Source organism: Pirellulimonas nuda (assembly GCF_007750855.1).
Lineage (GTDB): Bacteria > Planctomycetota > Planctomycetia > Pirellulales > Lacipirellulaceae > Pirellulimonas > Pirellulimonas nuda.
The window spans coordinates 4549959-4565228 of sequence record NZ_CP036291.1 but is presented as its reverse complement, the minus strand read 5'-3'; the positions used below and the strand labels follow the sequence as shown (position 1 = coordinate 4565228).

Sequence of the window (15270 nt, the reverse complement as noted above, 5' to 3'; positions counted from 1 at the left end):
GCCGCAACTCGGCCTGCCCCGCCCCCAGTTTGTTGTTGGCGTCAACGCTCTACGTTGATTGTTCTTACGCCATGTGCTCCGCCACGGCCTTGCCAAACTCGCTGCACTTGAGCAGCGTGGCCCCCTGCATCTGGCGTTCGAAATCGTACGTGACCGTCTTCGCCGCGATGGCGCCGTTGAGGCCCTTGATGATCAGGTCGGCCGCTTCGGTCCAGCCGAGGTAGCGGAGCATCATCTCGCCGGAGAGGATCACGCTGCCGGGGTTCACCTGGTCCTTGTCGGCGTACTTGGGCGCCGTGCCGTGCGTAGCCTCGAAGATGGCGTGGCCGGTCTCGTAGTTGATGTTGCCGCCGGGCGCGATGCCGATGCCGCCGACGCAGGCCGCCAGGGCGTCGGAGATGTAGTCGCCGTTGAGGTTCAGCGTGGCGATGACGTCGTAGTCGGCCGGGCGGGTGAGGATCTGCTGGAGCATGGCGTCGGCGATCACGTCCTTGATCACCAGTTTGCCGCCGGGCGACTTGATCTTGTCTCCTTCGATCACGTGCCAGGGGCCGCCGTCGAGCGGCTTGGCGCCGAAGTGGTCGACCGCGCACTGGTAGCCCCAGTCGCGGAAGGCGCCCTCGGTGAACTTCATGATGTTTCCCTTGTGCACCAGCGTGACCGACTCCTTCTGGTTGTCGATCGCGTACTGGATCGAGGCCTTGACCAGGCGCTCGGTCCCTTCCTGGCTGACCGGCTTGATGCCGATACCGACCGTGTCGGGGAAGCGGACCTTCTTCCAGCGTTCGGGGAAGGTTTGGCTGAACCCTTCCTTGAACTTCTTCAGGTCGTCGCTGCCGGCCTCGAACTCGATGCCGGCGTAGATGTCTTCGGTGTTCTCGCGGAAGATGACCATGTCGGTCAGCTCCGGCTGCTTCACGGGCGAGGGGACGCCGGAGAAGTACTGCACGGGCCGCAGGCAGACATAGAGGTCGAGCACCTGCCGCAGCGCGACGTTCAGCGAGCGGATGCCGCCGCCTACCGGCGTGGTAAGCGGCCCCTTGATGCCGACCAGGTACTTGCGGAAGGCGTCTAGCGTCTCGTCCGGCAGCCAACTGCCGGTCTGCTTGAAGGCCTTCTCGCCCGCTAGCACCTCGAGCCAAGCGATCTTCCGCTCGTCGCCGTAGGCTCGCTCAACCGCGGCGTCCAACGCCAGCTTGCTGGCGCGCCAGATGTCTGGGCCTGTGCCGTCGCCCTCAATAAAGGGGATGATCGGGAAGTCGGGCGTCTGGAGCTTGCCGTCCTGCATAGTGACGGGCTGGGACGATGCGGGCATGGCTTGGGGTCTCATCGGAAAACAGAAATTGAGCGATCGGCCGGCTATGGTCGCACACAGGGGCAGGGCAGGGAAAGTGGGCGCTCGGCGGCTCTACACGGCCCAGAATAGCCGACGGGCTACGCCCCGTCGGGGGCCCCGCCAGCGTCCAGATCTCAGGGGCCCCGACGGGGCGGAGCAGGTCGGCTACTGCCTACCGCTGCGGACTGGGTATACTCATGGCACTTTGATCCTCACCCTGCCTAGGAGTTCTCTATGTCCGATCCACAAGATCGTCGTCGGTTTCTTGGCAAGTCCGTGGCCGTTGCCGCCGGCTTGGGGTTGGCTGGCGGGGCTGCTTCGGCCTGGGCCCAGGAGGGGAAAACGGCAGAAACCAAGGTTCAGGCCGCCTCCGCGGGCCGCGAACCCGGAGAGCCGTTATTCGAAATCTCCCTAGCCGAGTGGTCGCTCCACAACGCGTTGCGGGCGGGAAAAATCACCAATCTGGACTTCCCCGGCATCGCCAAGGGGGAGTTCGGCATCAACGCTGTCGAGTACGTCAACGCCTTCTTTAAGGACAAGGCGAACGACACCGCCTACTTGAGTCAGCTGAAGGCCCGTTGCGACGACCTCGGGGTGCACAGCCTGCTGATTATGTGCGACGGCGAGGGGCAGCTCGGCGACCCCGATTCTGCGGCCCGCGAGAAGTCGGTCGAGAACCACTACCGCTGGGTCGAGGCGGCCAACCTGCTGGGCTGCCACAGCATCCGCGTCAACGCTGCTAGCAGTGGCAGCTACGAGGAGCAGCAGAAGCTAGCGGCCGACGGCCTGGCGCGGCTGGGCGAGTTTGCCGAGGGGCACAATATCAACGTGCTGGTTGAGAACCACGGCGGCCTCTCGTCCAACGGAAAGTGGCTCGCCGGGGTGATGGAGAAGGCCGATCGCCCCAACGTCGGCACACTGCCCGACTTCGGCAACTTCTACGAGTACGATCGGTACGAAGGGGTGGCGGAACTCATGCCGTACGCCAAGGCGGTGTCTGCCAAGAGCCACGTGTTCGACGACAAGGGGAACGAGTCCCAGATCGACTACTTCAAGATGATGAAGATCGTGCTGGAAGCGGGCTACCGTGGGTTTGTCGGCGTCGAGTGGGAAGGAAAAACCCCGGATGAGTACGAAGGAATCCGGCTCACCAAGCAGTTGTTGGAGCGGGTACGCGACAGCCTCGCCTGAAAATAATCGCAATAGAGACTGGTTTTTAGTTGCGCGTAAGGCAGTAGTTTTCGGCTGCAAGCCTAGTAATCGCCGCCGGCGCCACACAGGCGCCGACGGCGTTTTTTGTGTCTAGTCGCCGGGGTTTTTCGCCAGCTTTTCGTAAGTCGTTTGGCAGGTGACACTTGCGATCATTGGCGGACAGCTCCCAGGCGCTGGACAGCTAGGGCGATGTTGTTCGGGGTGCTGCCCGGTTTCTGGGCGCCCAGGGGACGCCTGCAGGGCGGGCTTCTGCTGCCCGGAAATAGGCAGTCGGGTGCATTCGTCGTAAGTGCAGCACTGCAAGCAGGTTGGTGCTATCGCTTGACCGGCCGTGACGATGGCAACGAATGCAGGGGCCGGAGTCGGCCTCGCTACCTTCCGAGCACATGGATGGAGACGCACGCGTGCTTACCGAAAACACATCGACCGGTCGTAATCAACAAGTCCTGCAATTCGCCCAGCGGCTGTTCAATCAGCAGCCCGACTGGGTGACGTTCTTCCGCGAGGTGCTGGGGATCGACGGCCTGGCCCGCCGCACCTTCGCCAGCTTCGACGAGCTAACCGCCTTCGAGCGCAGCGAAGAGTACGCCGAGGTCCAGCGGATGCTGGTCAAGCTGCGCGAGCAGAAGCCCACCGCCGACGCCGACAGCGAGCCGACCCGCGTCATTACCGTTCGGCTCCCCAAGAGCATGCACGAGTACCTGCGCACCGAGGCCCACGACCTGCGGACCAGCATGAACAAGCTCTGCATCTCAAAGCTTCTTCAGGTGATCGAGCAGGACATGATCCCGACCGAACAGACCGCCCCGCCCAAGCGCCGCACCACGCCGGAGCCCTCCGTCGCCAGCAACGACAGCACGCCGGCCGCCGGGATGCCGGCCGCTAGCACATTGCCGATGACCCCGCCGAAGCGCGAGACCCTGCCGCCCCAACCTCAGTTCACTTCGGTGTCGACCACGGGAGAAAACGGGCACTACAACTTCAAGGGTGGTTTCTAGGAAGTCGTTAGGCACGAGGCGTTAGGTCCTAGGGCGTACGCTTGCAATGCCAGCGAGCCGCGGACCCAGCACCCGCTGGCCCACGGTCGGCGCGAATCTGCTCTCCATGCCCCCGCAGCGCAACGGCGCTGCGGGGGCATTTTTGGTTGCTGCCTGTTTGCGAACCGCAACCGATCTTGACCCGTTTCCGGCACAATGGGCATAGTTCTTTCCGTTCAACCACCCGACTCTGCGCACACGGAGGCGCGCCGACCCATGAAACGAGACATCGACCTCACCCGGCAGTTGCTGCTGGATATCGAGGGCCACGGGCCCGATTGTTCGCTTGGCTCTCTGCGTTCGGGCCAGGCCCAGGACGCGGACGAGCGCATCCGCTACCACCTCCGGCTGTTGATCGACGCCGGGATGGTCAAGGAACTCGACCGCACCGCCGCCGGCGTCCCCTGCGTTCGCCTGACCCACGCCGGCCACGAGCTGGCCGAGCTGGTCCGCAGCGAGGCCCGTTGGCGTGAGGCCAAGTGGCTGGTGCAGGAACAAACCGGCGGGTTGTCGTTGACCGTTATCAAGGCGGTGCTGGTGAAGTGGGCCGTCGACGGCGTGGTCCGCAGCGACGCGGCCATCCCGCGTCGCCCCTACTACCGCCCGGCGTACCGGCCCGAGCCCCGCTACCGCTACGAGCGCGACTCGCTAATCGAGGACGAGCTGCGTCTGGTGCGCACCCGGCCCGACTACCGCGAACGCTACGACGGCCCCCGCTACGAAGCAGCCCGTTACGAAGCAGCCCGTTACGAAGCCCCGCGCCCCCACGCGCCGCGGTACGAGACCCGCGACCGCGACTACTTCTACCCCGGCTACGCCCGCGACGTGTACGACGTTGAGGTCGACGCCGCGGAGCCCACCGTCGGCGTCGCGCTGCCCATCCACTTGGTGTAGGCCCCGCGTCACACCATGAAACCCACGAGCGGGGCGGCCAATCGGTCGCCCCGCTTTATTTGTTGGACCGCGCCGAACATGGAGCCGGTAGCGTCAGCGCCCGGAGTGCGTCGCGTGTACCTGTGGCGCTCCGGGCGCTCATGTCTGGGGAATGTGTCGCGTGCACCCCGGCACTCCGGGCGCTGACGCTACCGGCTCGACTGCTTGGCTCGCGCCTCGGGCCCCGATTGCCACAGGTGCTCGCCCGGCAGCAGCGTGTGCTTCTTGCCGAAATTGATCTCCACGGCCTCGGCCGAGAAGTTCACCGCGCACAGCAGCGTCTCGCCGCCGGCCGCGGTGCGGCGGAAGGCCAGCACGGCGTCGCTCCCGGTTTCTAGCAGCTCGATGGCCGCGTCGGGGTGCAACGCCGGGCACTCGACGCGCCGGCTGAGCAGGTCGCGCATGCCGTCGTAGATGGCCCGCTGCAGCGAGCCCTCGGCGAGCGCCCCGTCTAGCTCTTCCCACCCAAACTTCCGTCGGTTGATGCGGCGGTTCTGCCCCGTCGCACGGGCGCCGGCGTAGTCGTTCTGCGTTCCGACCAGATTGTGAAAATAGACCGCCGGCATGCCGGGCAGGGCGAGCATCACCGCCTGGGCCGCCAGGAAACGCCGCAGGTGGTGCGCCCGGTCGGCGTCGTCCGGCGCCAACGCGTCTACGTAGCTGATGTTCAGCTCGTACGGGGCGTCGCTGCCGTCGGGCCGGCGACGCGTGTTCACCAAGCCGCCGCGGGCCCGCATCGCGTCGACCAGCGACGCCAGCCGCGCGTCGCTCACCAGCCCTTCCAGCGGCCGGACCCCCACGCCGTCGTGCGATGCGGTGAAGTTGAAGAACGTGCAGCCCGGCGGCGGGGGCGCCAGGTTGGCCAGCCAACCGCGGATCGCCGACGCGTCGCCGGCAGAAAACGCCTCCAGCAGCAGCGGCGGCAGGCTGAACTGGTACACCATGTGGGCCTCGTCCCCCACGCCCTCGGCGCCCACGCCGCCGAAGTACGAAACGTTCTCCGCGTGCGGCACGTTGGTCTCGGTCAGCACCAGGGCGCCCGGCGCCAGGCGGTCCAGCACGTCCCGCATTAGCTTCACCACCTCGTGCGTCTGGGGCAGGTGCAGGCAGTTCGTGCCGGGCGTCTTCCACAAGAACGCCACCGCGTCGAGGCGGATGATCCGCGCCCCCCGGCGGGCGTACTCCAACAGCGCCGCCAGCATCCGCGCCAGCACCGCCGGCTCCGCGTAGTTCAGGTCGACCTGGTCCGCGCTGAACGTGGTCCACACGTGCTTGGTCCCCGCGGCCGTGTCGAACGGCGTCAGCAGCGGCAGGCTCCGCGGGCGGACCACTTGCGACAGGTCGGCCGCGGGGTCCCCCTCGAAGAAGAACCGCTCGTAACCCGCCTCGCCGCGTAGGTAGCTCTGGAACCACGCGCTGTGCTGCGAGGCGTGGTTCAGCACCAGGTCGAACATCAGGCCGAAGTCGTCGCCCAGCGCCTCGACATCGCCCCAGTCGCCCGACTCGGGGTCGACCCGCAGGTAGTCGACCACCGAGAAGCCGTCGTCCGACGAGGAGGGGAAGAACGGCAGCAGGTGCACGGTGTTGATCTGTTCCGCCAGCCGCTCGCGACGCAGCCAGTCGCCCAGCGTCCGCAGCGGCGAGCGCCCCGCGCTGCGCAGTTGGTCTGCGTAGGTGATGAGCACGACGTCGCGCTCGGTCCAGCGTGAACCGGGAGCGGCCGCGCCGCCGGCCGCCACTGGGTCGGTCGCGACTGGGCCGGTCGTAGCTGGGTCGCCCACCACTGGGCCCGAAGCATAGGGGGCCAGCGCCGCGCCGATCGCCGCCGCTGCTTCGTCCGCGCGGCCCGAGTAGATCCGCTCGAGGCGGGGGCGGAGCGTGCTGAGCAGTCGATCCAGCGGCATAGCGTCTCGTGGTGTGGCAGGAATCGCCGCCAGTGAACATAACCGCCCCCGCTCGCCCTCGCCACCCAATTGCAAATCGCCCCATCGGGGCCCGACGCGTAAGCGAGGGACCAATACCCCCCATGCAAACCCGACGCGTGAGCGAGCAGCGCCCCCCAACGTCGCACGCCCCCAGCCCCGCCCGCCCCCAGCGGAGTACTTGTGTCCTTTTGTCCCCCCACTCCCCGGATCGATTTTCGGACAAAACCCCACCCCCCCAGCAAAAACCCCGGGAAAATCGACCCAAAGAACGACGCGTCTCCTGTCAAAAGCCCCTCCACAGAGGGGGTTCTCGGCCCTGCTGGTCCCCCGGCACCGGACACCAGACCCCTGCCAGCGGACACCTGCGGGACAAAACCCCGCGCCTGCTCACGGCGCCAACCACCCGCGCAGCCCAACCCGCCACGGCCGATCGTCGGCGTGTTGGCGTGGCGCAGCGGCAGCGCAGATCGGTAGCAGCGACCATTGTCCCGCCGCGGGTGGCTATTTGCGAGGAGAAACTAGGGGAAAGAAAGGCCCGCCGGCGTGCTCCCCACATCCCAGCCCGAAGCCTAGGCGAGGCAGCAGAAAAGCAACTCCGGGGCACCCAAACTCCCAGATCACCCGCAACGCCTCCTGGGGAACGTCGGCACGCGGACCTTCAAGAGCACGCGCCGTTGGCTGGATAGTGTCTTACCTAAGGCACTGCACTTGTCGTTTGATTGCTTGATTTCTTTCTTGGGAGTGGGTTAAGCCCCTCCGCCTTCGCCCTCGCATCGGCCCTGCGCCCAATCGAGGGGCCGATGCGAGGGCGAAGGGGGAGGGGCGCCCCCCTCTGTCGAGCCGGAGCGGAGGTCGCTGCTGCGACCCGATCGGCGGCCGGCTCAGGAGAGAACGCCGGAGGCAATTAGACTGAAAAAGCCGCCCACCGGAGGCTTGCCCCGGTGGGCGCACGGACTCGGCAGATCGTGCTGGGTAGACGCCTAGACGTCGTGGGACATCAAGATCGCCGGTCCTTTTTCGTTGTTAACCCGAACAGCCGGGGGAGCCGCGGCGTGCGTGCCGCGAGCTCGTACTTACTATCCAGGGAATAACGATGAAAGACAAGAACGTGATCGGGATCGATGTCGCCAAGGCGAAGCTGGACGTGTTCGACTCTAAGACCGGCCGGCACACGGTCGTCGCCAACACCCCCGAAGGGGTCGACGCGCTGGTCCGCGGCGTCGCCCCGGCCAAGACACTGGTGGTGCTGGAAGCCACCGGCGGCTACGAGGGGCTGCTGGTCGAGGCGCTCGAGCGTCGGGGGGTCGACTGCGCGGTCGTCAACCCGCTGCACGTCCGCCACTTCGCACGGGGCTGCGGGATGGTGGAGAAGAACGACAAGCTCGACGCACGCATCATCGCCCGCTTCGGCGAGGTGGTGCGGCCCGAGCCGCGCGAGGCGCCCTCCGCGAGCGAGGCGAAGCTCAAGGCGCTCGTCCACCGCCGCGACCAGGCCCTCGCGCACCTGGGCGCCGAGCGCAACCGCCTGCAGCAGACGCGTGACCCCGAGACGGCGGAGATGATCCGCCAAGGGGTGGCGTTTTACCGGGCGCAGATCCGCGAGGTCGACAAGCGCATCGCGCGGGTCCTGGAGCAGTGCCCGCAGCTAGCGGCCAAGTCGCGGGTCCTGCAATCGTGCCCAGGCGTCGGCGTGGCGACCACCGCGACGCTCCTGGCCGAACTCCCCGAGCTGGGCCGCCTCAACCGGGGCCAGGTCGCCAAGCTGGTGGGGGTGGCGCCGATCGCTAAGGACAGCGGCCAGAAGCAGGGGCAACGCAAGACTTACGCGGGGAGGTCGATGGTCCGCAAGGTCCTGTACATGGCCGCCCTGGTCGCCACCCGTTACAACGCCCGCATGCAGGCGTTCTACCAACGGCTGCTGGCCAAGGGGAAAGCGAAGAAGTCCGCCCTGGTGGCAGTCATGCGCAAGCTGGTCGTCACGTTGAACCTGATGGTCCGAAACAACGAAACATGGAGCGAGCCGTCACTCGCTATTGACAACAATTAAGACAGCCGATGTCCCTGATCGGTCGCCAGAGCCGCGCCGCAGGCGGCAATAGACTGTTTGACGGCGGGTGGCTATTTCTTACAAGAATCGCGGCAAATGATTTCTTCGCCTGGGGATCGTGGCGGCGTCCACGTCGGCGGCCATCGTCCACAGAGCCATCGTCCACAGTGATAGCCAACGGAAGAGTCCCGGGCTACTTGCCGAGGATTGCGTTCTGCGCCAGCGGGTAATGCGGATGGCGCTCGCGAGAAGCCTCGGTCAACAGCCCAGGGTATTGCTGCTGGAACTTGGGGCGACACAAGGGGCAGTAAGAAAGGTGGTGGGCGACGGCGGCCGCTTCGGCCGCGTCCATGGGCGCGCCTTGGAGGTGGGCCGCGTACTGCGCGAATCTGGGTGTGCAGGCCGAACAAACGATCTCTTTCACGGCCGACCGGTCGGACCACAGCAGCCCCAGCGCCACACACACGGCGAGCGTGCCGCAAAGCGACGCGCCCAGCGTGGCCGCGCGGAGCCTCCGGCCACGCTCCGCGGAGCGGAGCCTGGCGCCGGTTGCGACCAGCGCGCCGGGGGGGCACTTCGACCAGCCAGAGTCGTTCCGGCCAGAACCGTTCGGTGTGGGCTGAGTTGTTGGCATGGGAGGGGGGTCCTGTGGCCTGGGGGCCGATCTCGACGTTGAAGTATCGTCTATCTGCTCGCTACGCTCCGTATGCTCCACCACATTACCGGCGGGTTGCACGCATTATGCCTAGCGGAGGGCGGACTCGGGCAGTTTGGGTTCGGTGGAATGGACACTCGCCGCCAGGCCCGCCAGATTGGTCAGCAGCAATTTGCGCCGTCCGATACGCAGCATGCCGGCGCCCTGCAGTTCGTTCAGCAGCACCGTGACCGTTTCGCGGGTGCTGCCGATGATGCTGGCGAGGTCTTGGTGCGAGAGCTTGATCCCGAGCCGTACCCCTTCGAGGGTTTGCTGGCCATACTGCTCCGCCAGCTCCAGCAGCAGGCTCACCAGCCGCTCTTTGTTCGACCTGAACAGCAGGTATTTGAGTCGGCGCTCGATCCGCCGACGGCGGAGGCCAATGAGCTTGGTCACGCCGAGCGACGCGGTGGGGCTGGTCTCTAACAGGCGGTGGAGCACGTCTACCGGCATCAAGATGGCCAGCGATTTCTCGACCGCTTCGGCGTACTCATCGCGGGGCCCCCCCTCCACCAGGGCAAGCTCCCCGAACAGCTCGCCCGGCTCGATGAATGCGAGAATGGTCTGCTTGCCGTCATCGCTAAAGCTGGCGATCTTTGCCCTCCCCCGAGCCAGCAGCAGCACCCCAGACGCCGCGTCCGACGGCATGTAGATCGGCTGGCCGCGGGCGAACTCCCGCGCCCTGCAGGACGCCTCGGCGCGGGCTAGCTGCTCGGGCGCAATCCGCCGCAGCAGGTCGCACTGCTTCAGGTACCAGAGCGTTTCAGACATGCTGCTGCCGCTTCGCGGCGGAGTTTGTGGCTGCGTAGCGGGCGCCGCCGGGCTGTGGAAGCGTAAGTGCGAGCCATCGTTGGTGCGGTTCGACCCTGTAACGTTGTTGAGGTTTCAATCCGTTTGGCCCTGCACCGCCCCGGTTGTGTAAGCCACCTTACTGTCGCTGCGCCGCGTCCGGGCGTCTGTACGACGGCTCACCGTCGGCTACGCCGATCTGGGCTAGTTTGTTGAGGACGTGCAACGAACCCCCGGCAGTATTGCGGAGTCGCCAGTGAATTGAAAGCGAAAGGCCCCTGGCATGCGGTTTCGGAGGTCCGCCCCTGCCAGCAGCGTCAAATCCCTCTGTACCGGCCTCCTTTGTAGCGGTTTCCAAAAAACTCGGAGCGTAGAGACAATGATGAACTTCAATCGACTCGGCCGCCAGGCGGCAGTGACGTGCGGTCTGTTGATGATCCCCTCGGTCGTGTCGGCCGTGCAGATACGGGTCACCGTTGAGAACTTGGCGCCGGCCAACAGCGTGTCGCTGGCGCCGCTGCGGTTCGGATTCAGCAACGGCACGTTCGACTCGTTCGACAACAACGCCCCCGCGTTCTTGCTGGGTCAGCCAGACATCTCCCAGGCGCCGATTGTGACCATCGCGGAGGGGGGGTCGGGCTCAACGTGGTTCCCCGCCTTTCAGGCCGCCGAGCCCAACGCCAACCTCGGCAGCGTGTTCGACGCCGCCTTCCCTCCTATCACCCCAGGAGAGATCAATTCGGCGGTGTTCGAGGTCGACCCGACGAACCAATTCTTCACGTTCGGCACGATGGTGGTCCCCAGCAACGACCACTTCCTGGGCAACGCCAGCCCGACCCGTTACCAGGTGTTCGATGGCTCGGGGAACCTGATCTTGCCCACGATCGTGGAGAGCGCTTCGCTGATTTGGGACGCGGGCTCCGAGACGCAAGACCCAGCCAACGCCGCGTTCTTGCCGGGCGGAGTGAACGACAACCGGGTCAACGAGAACAACCCGGTCACATTCAACTTCTCGAACCTCCAAGCGTTTAACGGGCTGGTGACAGCGGCCGGCTACACGTTCGACAGCAGCCTGCTGGCGGCTGACACGCCCGTGCTGCGGGTGTCGTTCGAGGTGGTGCCCGAGCCGTCGTCGCTGCTGCTGGGCGGCCTGGCGCTGGTCGGCTTGGCCGCCGCGAGGACGCGTCGGACGGCCTAGGAAGGAAAGTCTTCAACCGGATGTCCCGCCCAGGCACGATGCGGCTTGCATCGTGCCCTGGGCGCCTTTGGGGCCACTACGTTGCGGTGCTTCCAGGGGGGGGGGGGTCTCGTCGTATGCCGGTCCCCGCAGCCCGCCCGCCACGTCGATGACCCGGCCCCCCCGGGGCCTCCCCGGGGAAACCCATCCTCAAAATCTCCCACAACCCCCGCTTGGCAACGAAAAGGGCAACGAAAAGGGGACATTCTACTTTACTGCGTTTTCTTCCTGGGCCTGCCGCGGGGGCGGAGCGTTGACTCTAGCCCCAGCTTGCCGGCGGTCGAGCGCTGCCAATCGGGGCCGCCGTACGGGCGGCCCCGCTCGAGGCTGATTTGCAGCTCCGCCAGCTCCTGCTCGTCGAGCGGCTGATTCACCCATTCGGGCCACGACGCTCCCCGGGGCGCCGGGCCCGGATCGAGCGCTACCGGTTCGGTCCCCCTCGGGGGCCGGCCCGCCGACGACCAGGGCCAGTTCTGCGCCTTGCGGATTGGGATTGTCTTGGCCGCAATCGGGTTGCGCTCGACGTAGCGCATGACCGTCAGCAGGTGGTCGTCGGACTCGACCGGGAACGCCTTGAACCGCCCCTGCCAGACGTGGCCCGACGAACGGTAGTGGCGGTGGTAGCGGCGCACGTGGGCGGTGAGCAGCCACTGCATCCAGCGGCTGAGGTCGCCGTCGCGTCGCGGCCAGGCGACCAAATGAAAGTGATTGGGCATCAGGCAGAAGGCCAGCAGCCGCATCGAAACCCGCTCGTTGGCCTCGCCGAGCAGCTTGAGGAACGCCGCGTAGTCTTCGTCTTTGTGGAAGACGGTCATCCGCGCGTTGCCACGGTTCAGCACGTGGTAGCAGACGTTGCCGGCCGAGGCGCGGGAGGTGCGGGGCATCCGTGCAGGCTAGTCGGCGCCTAGGCCGCCGTCAATAAGTAGAATGTCCCCTTTTCTGTCCCCCGCGCCCGTCCCCCGATTGCCCGTCGGGTGTATTACACCTGCTCTGCTGTTGAATAAGTGTATCCGACAAGCCCCCCACCAAAGTGCAACTGCATGGGATAAACACGAACTGGACCATGAATCTGCATAAGCACTTCGCAAACGTGCTCACTTCGAAACACATCGCCATCAAAGACATCGTGCTCATTCGAAAGCGATTCCCATTCAATTACGGACCCAACTCGATTGGGAACACTTGTCTCCGGAAAAACGTCCGCAAAATCACGGCGTTGATTCTCCCGTACGTCGGGACGACTAGGCTGAGCTAGTGCATTACGGAACACCTGTTCATCGCACTTCTCGCACGACCACTGTATGTGATGACACACTGGGCAAACAATCGGTCCAGTCCCACAAAACGGACATGTGTTTTCAAACGCTATTGAAAGAGTGCGTGTGGTCATTGGAGCTGGAACGCGGCCGCAGAGAACGCTCAACGGGCCGGGACATGTGCCGGATGAGTTGTCTGCATCATAAGGAGCCGCACTACTCGCGAAGCCGCGAAGTCCCAGTGTTGCGATGCCGTGCGCAGACTCTTGCATCAGGATGCTGGGCCCTTGCCGAAGCGGGTCTACTAGAAACGACGAATCCGACGCACCGCCATTAACTGTCACCCGTTCAACGCTCTGTACCCACCGACGAGTGACATGTAGTGGAGACAATGAACAGTCATTGCTGTAACCAAAACAACTTACTACATCGTAGACTGCGCTGTAGCGCCCAGGTTTTGTTGTCCAGCGCTCCGGAAGGCGGCAGACAAATGCTCCATCGGTATGGGAAGGAAACACAGTGCTCTTCGAACTTCCAACTTGTTCACACTCATCACGATCAACGCAATCAATCGGCCCAATTGCGTACAGTTCGGCAGGAGGAATTCGTTCAAATAAGCGTTCAATGCGCATAGCCGGTCTCGCTTAGTCCGAGTGAGAGCGATAAAAGGAATCGCTGTCGCACTATGTCGCTACCGAAGTCTGCGTAGCTGGCCCATGTCTCAAGCGCACCCTGGAGCTTGATGCTAGTGCTTAGCTTAATCGATCCCCATTTGGCCTGCTGAGATGCAGCGATCTCCAACTGCTTAACCACGGCCTCCCACCGGTCTCCTGAAAAGGAACCATTTATCGCCAGCACACCCAGCGGCGGGTGGCACTGCTTGGGTGCCACTGTCCGGCTTGTCCGGCAGTGTGATGCGGGTACACAGCTGTTTGGCCGGAGGCTACTTCCCTGAGCTCGGGGACATCCAGCCAGAGGTCCACCGGTCCAAGAGGCGCAAGGGATTGCCCTTAACTAGGTTGCGACACCTCAGTGGGCGTCGTTCGGTTGGGCGACCCCAAATTCCTCCCTTCATGATTCGTCGTCTTATTTCACGAGTTCGATGTCTCCGGGTCTCCAGGTCTTGTCGAACCATGGTTCGAGTGGGCCGTAGAGACGGAAGCAAGCGAACCAGCCCTTTTCGGGGACGGTGGCGATCCAGTTGGCTTGCTTGCCCTCGGGAGCTTTGGGGCCGAAGTAGAGATCGACCGAGCCATCGGCGTTTTCGACAAGTTTGTCACCCGTGTTGTTCTTGCTGGGGAAGGGCTGGCTGGTCTGGAGTTCGGAGCGTGTCTGCGGATCGTAGACGACGATCGACCAGAAATTCTTGGCCGGGGCGTTCGCTGGAATGTGAAGCTTGTAGTTCTGCGAGCCGTCAAACGATTCCCCATCCTTGTCGACAAACACGAGCGCGTACTGCGAGCCCTTGCCGACCATCTTCATGGCCATCGCCGGTGTGTTCACCGTGGCGAGGTAGAAGAAAAAGGTGCGGGCATCGAGATCACGGCCTGCAAGGCCGTCGCCCCCGAGCCAGCGATAGTCGCCGCCGATAAAGCCGCTCGTCCATTGGCGGTCTTCGAAGATTTTCGAGCGTGGATCGCGGTTGCGGAAAGCGATCGCGCGGGCGGTGCCGTTGGCAATGGCCACTGCGTCGGTCAGGATCTTCTTCATCCGCTCGTCGGGGGCGAATTGCTTGCCTTTGACGAGGCCGATGGAGGCGGCGATGCCGCGAAGTTCCGGGTCAATGAAGTCGATGGGTTCCCGCTGGATGACGTGGTTCAGTTCTTCGTAGAACTTGTAGTTGTTGGCGTGGATCGTGTTAAAGACTTCTTTCGAGCAGTTGATGAACTCCATGGCCGGAGGGTTGTCGGCCTTGCTCAGTGGGTAGATTTTCACCCCGTCTTTGAACATCTTCACGGCGGCGTCGGGTTTGCCGTCGACGAGGAACCCACGAAGAGGCACCCAGTTCACATAGCTCCGTGAGTGCGCGACGTAGTAGTCACCTCCGTCCTTTTTGTCTTTGGGCACTTCGCCCTCATAACCGGGAGGCACGATGAGATACTTGCCTCCTTCGCCCCGATCGGGACCAGGCAATCCCATGTCGATGACAAAGCGGAAGAAGGCATCATCACAGGTGCCCGGTCCGCAGCCGGGCGGGATCTCGACCACGGTCGGCCCGTCCTTTTCCAAATCAAGTAAGCCGAGGCAATAGACGGTCTCTGTGTTGCCGGTGAGGAACAGCGGATTGGAATCCAACAAGTCCTCGAAAAGGAGCACTTGGTGGCATTCGGTGGCGCCTCGCGAAATCTGGCCCAACCGTAGTCCTTCGAGGGAAGTGGCGGGAATGAAATTGAGGAAGGTCTCGACTGCGCGGAGCGTGTCGAGGTTGTCGTAGAGCTTCTGCGTGGTTTCGGCATCAGGGATGCCATCGGCGAAGTTGAGCGTTCCGATGCTAGTCTCGACCTTGTCGGGCGTCATGATTTCTTCCGGGATCTTCTCGTTAAATCCCGGTGTGTTCTGCGCGAAGGCAGAACCGCACGTCAGGGCGAGGGCGGTGGCTATCGTGGTTCTGATATTCATGGTTTGTATCTATTTTCGTTCTTAGTTCGTGTGTTTTGAAATTCGCTGCTGAATTCGCGAGCCGGATCGTGGGGCCCGGCCCGAGGGGTTCAGGATCGAAGATGTGACTATTGCGCCTTCACGATGCCAGGGGGCTTCCAGCTTCCTTTGCCCGGAGGGAGTACGGACGGGTCTTCGGTCTTCGG

The 15270-nt window shown here is 64.3% G+C and carries 11 protein-coding genes; 5 read left to right on the top strand and 6 right to left on the bottom strand.

Features of this window, described 5'->3' with window-relative positions; genetic code table 11:
- Window positions 1-64: 64 nt before the first annotated feature.
- Window positions 65-1315 carry an NADP-dependent isocitrate dehydrogenase gene (gene icd, locus Pla175_RS17775; RefSeq protein ID WP_145288210.1) on the bottom strand — a complete coding sequence of 417 codons (1251 nt, stop codon included), beginning with the start codon at window positions 1313-1315 and terminating at the stop codon, window positions 65-67.
- A 255-nt stretch (window positions 1316-1570) separates the two neighbouring features.
- Between icd and Pla175_RS17770 the strand changes: the two genes are divergently transcribed.
- The 3 genes from Pla175_RS17770 to Pla175_RS17760 all read left to right on the top strand — a co-directional run bounded on the left by Pla175_RS17770 (window position 1571) and on the right by Pla175_RS17760 (window position 4479).
- Window positions 1571-2527, top strand: a complete 957-nt coding sequence (locus tag Pla175_RS17770; protein ID WP_145288207.1) for a sugar phosphate isomerase/epimerase family protein — start codon at window positions 1571-1573, stop codon at window positions 2525-2527.
- A gap of 425 nt (window positions 2528-2952) precedes the next feature.
- Window positions 2953-3546, top strand: a complete 594-nt coding sequence (locus Pla175_RS17765) for a hypothetical protein (RefSeq protein WP_145288203.1) — start codon at window positions 2953-2955, stop codon at window positions 3544-3546.
- A gap of 255 nt (window positions 3547-3801) precedes the next feature.
- A complete protein-coding gene (locus Pla175_RS17760) occupies window positions 3802-4479 on the top strand; it encodes a DUF2513 domain-containing protein (RefSeq protein ID WP_197526947.1) in 678 nt (225 codons plus the stop codon).
- A 188-nt stretch (window positions 4480-4667) separates the two neighbouring features.
- Here the strand turns inward: Pla175_RS17760 and Pla175_RS17755 are convergent, their stop codons facing one another.
- A complete protein-coding gene (locus tag Pla175_RS17755) occupies window positions 4668-6422 on the bottom strand; it encodes an alpha-amylase family glycosyl hydrolase (protein WP_145288196.1) in 1755 nt (584 codons plus the stop codon).
- A 1114-nt stretch (window positions 6423-7536) separates the two neighbouring features.
- Between Pla175_RS17755 and Pla175_RS17750 the strand changes: the two genes are divergently transcribed.
- Window positions 7537-8490: an IS110 family RNA-guided transposase gene (locus tag Pla175_RS17750; RefSeq protein WP_145283687.1), complete on the top strand. Its 954-nt coding sequence runs from the start codon at window positions 7537-7539 to the stop codon at window positions 8488-8490.
- A 193-nt stretch (window positions 8491-8683) separates the two neighbouring features.
- On the opposite strand, the gene Pla175_RS17745 is transcribed toward Pla175_RS17750, so the two are convergent.
- Together Pla175_RS17745 and Pla175_RS17740 are read right to left on the bottom strand one after the other, a co-directional pair.
- Window positions 8684-9124 (bottom strand): hypothetical protein, encoded by a 441-nt coding sequence (locus Pla175_RS17745; RefSeq protein WP_145288193.1) that lies wholly within the window; start codon window positions 9122-9124, stop codon window positions 8684-8686.
- A gap of 111 nt (window positions 9125-9235) precedes the next feature.
- Window positions 9236-9955, bottom strand: a complete 720-nt coding sequence (locus tag Pla175_RS17740; protein ID WP_145288189.1) for a Crp/Fnr family transcriptional regulator — start codon at window positions 9953-9955, stop codon at window positions 9236-9238.
- A 397-nt stretch (window positions 9956-10352) separates the two neighbouring features.
- On the opposite strand from Pla175_RS17740, the gene Pla175_RS17735 reads away from it, so the two are divergent.
- Window positions 10353-11171, top strand: coding sequence for a spondin domain-containing protein (locus Pla175_RS17735; RefSeq protein WP_197526946.1), 819 nt, complete (start codon window positions 10353-10355; stop codon window positions 11169-11171).
- Between the two features lie 251 nt (window positions 11172-11422).
- Here the strand turns inward: Pla175_RS17735 and Pla175_RS17730 are convergent, their stop codons facing one another.
- Window positions 11423-12094 (bottom strand): transposase, encoded by a 672-nt coding sequence (locus Pla175_RS17730; protein ID WP_145288183.1) that lies wholly within the window; start codon window positions 12092-12094, stop codon window positions 11423-11425.
- A 1458-nt stretch (window positions 12095-13552) separates the two neighbouring features.
- Window positions 13553-15085, bottom strand: a complete 1533-nt coding sequence (locus Pla175_RS17725) for a DUF1254 domain-containing protein (protein WP_145288180.1) — start codon at window positions 15083-15085, stop codon at window positions 13553-13555.
- Between the last annotated feature and the right edge of the window lie 185 nt (window positions 15086-15270).

What these genes read in the sequence shown, in the direction of transcription:
- icd (WP_145288210.1), bottom strand. Translation starts at nt 1,315, where the DNA reads ATGCCCGCATCGTCCCAGCCCGTCACTATGCAGGACGGCAAGCTCCAG.
- Pla175_RS17770 (WP_145288207.1), top strand. Translation starts at nt 1,571, where the DNA reads ATGTCCGATCCACAAGATCGTCGTCGGTTTCTTGGCAAGTCCGTGGCC.
- Pla175_RS17760 (WP_197526947.1), top strand. Translation starts at nt 3,802, where the DNA reads ATGAAACGAGACATCGACCTCACCCGGCAGTTGCTGCTGGATATCGAG.
- Pla175_RS17755 (WP_145288196.1), bottom strand. Translation starts at nt 6,422, where the DNA reads ATGCCGCTGGATCGACTGCTCAGCACGCTCCGCCCCCGCCTCGAGCGG.
- Pla175_RS17750 (WP_145283687.1), top strand. Translation starts at nt 7,537, where the DNA reads ATGAAAGACAAGAACGTGATCGGGATCGATGTCGCCAAGGCGAAGCTG.
- Pla175_RS17745 (WP_145288193.1), bottom strand. Translation starts at nt 9,124, where the DNA reads ATGCCAACAACTCAGCCCACACCGAACGGTTCTGGCCGGAACGACTCT.
- Pla175_RS17740 (WP_145288189.1), bottom strand. Translation starts at nt 9,955, where the DNA reads ATGTCTGAAACGCTCTGGTACCTGAAGCAGTGCGACCTGCTGCGGCGG.
- Pla175_RS17735 (WP_197526946.1), top strand. Translation starts at nt 10,353, where the DNA reads ATGATGAACTTCAATCGACTCGGCCGCCAGGCGGCAGTGACGTGCGGT.
- Pla175_RS17730 (WP_145288183.1), bottom strand. Translation starts at nt 12,094, where the DNA reads ATGCCCCGCACCTCCCGCGCCTCGGCCGGCAACGTCTGCTACCACGTG.
- Pla175_RS17725 (WP_145288180.1), bottom strand. Translation starts at nt 15,085, where the DNA reads ATGAATATCAGAACCACGATAGCCACCGCCCTCGCCCTGACGTGCGGT.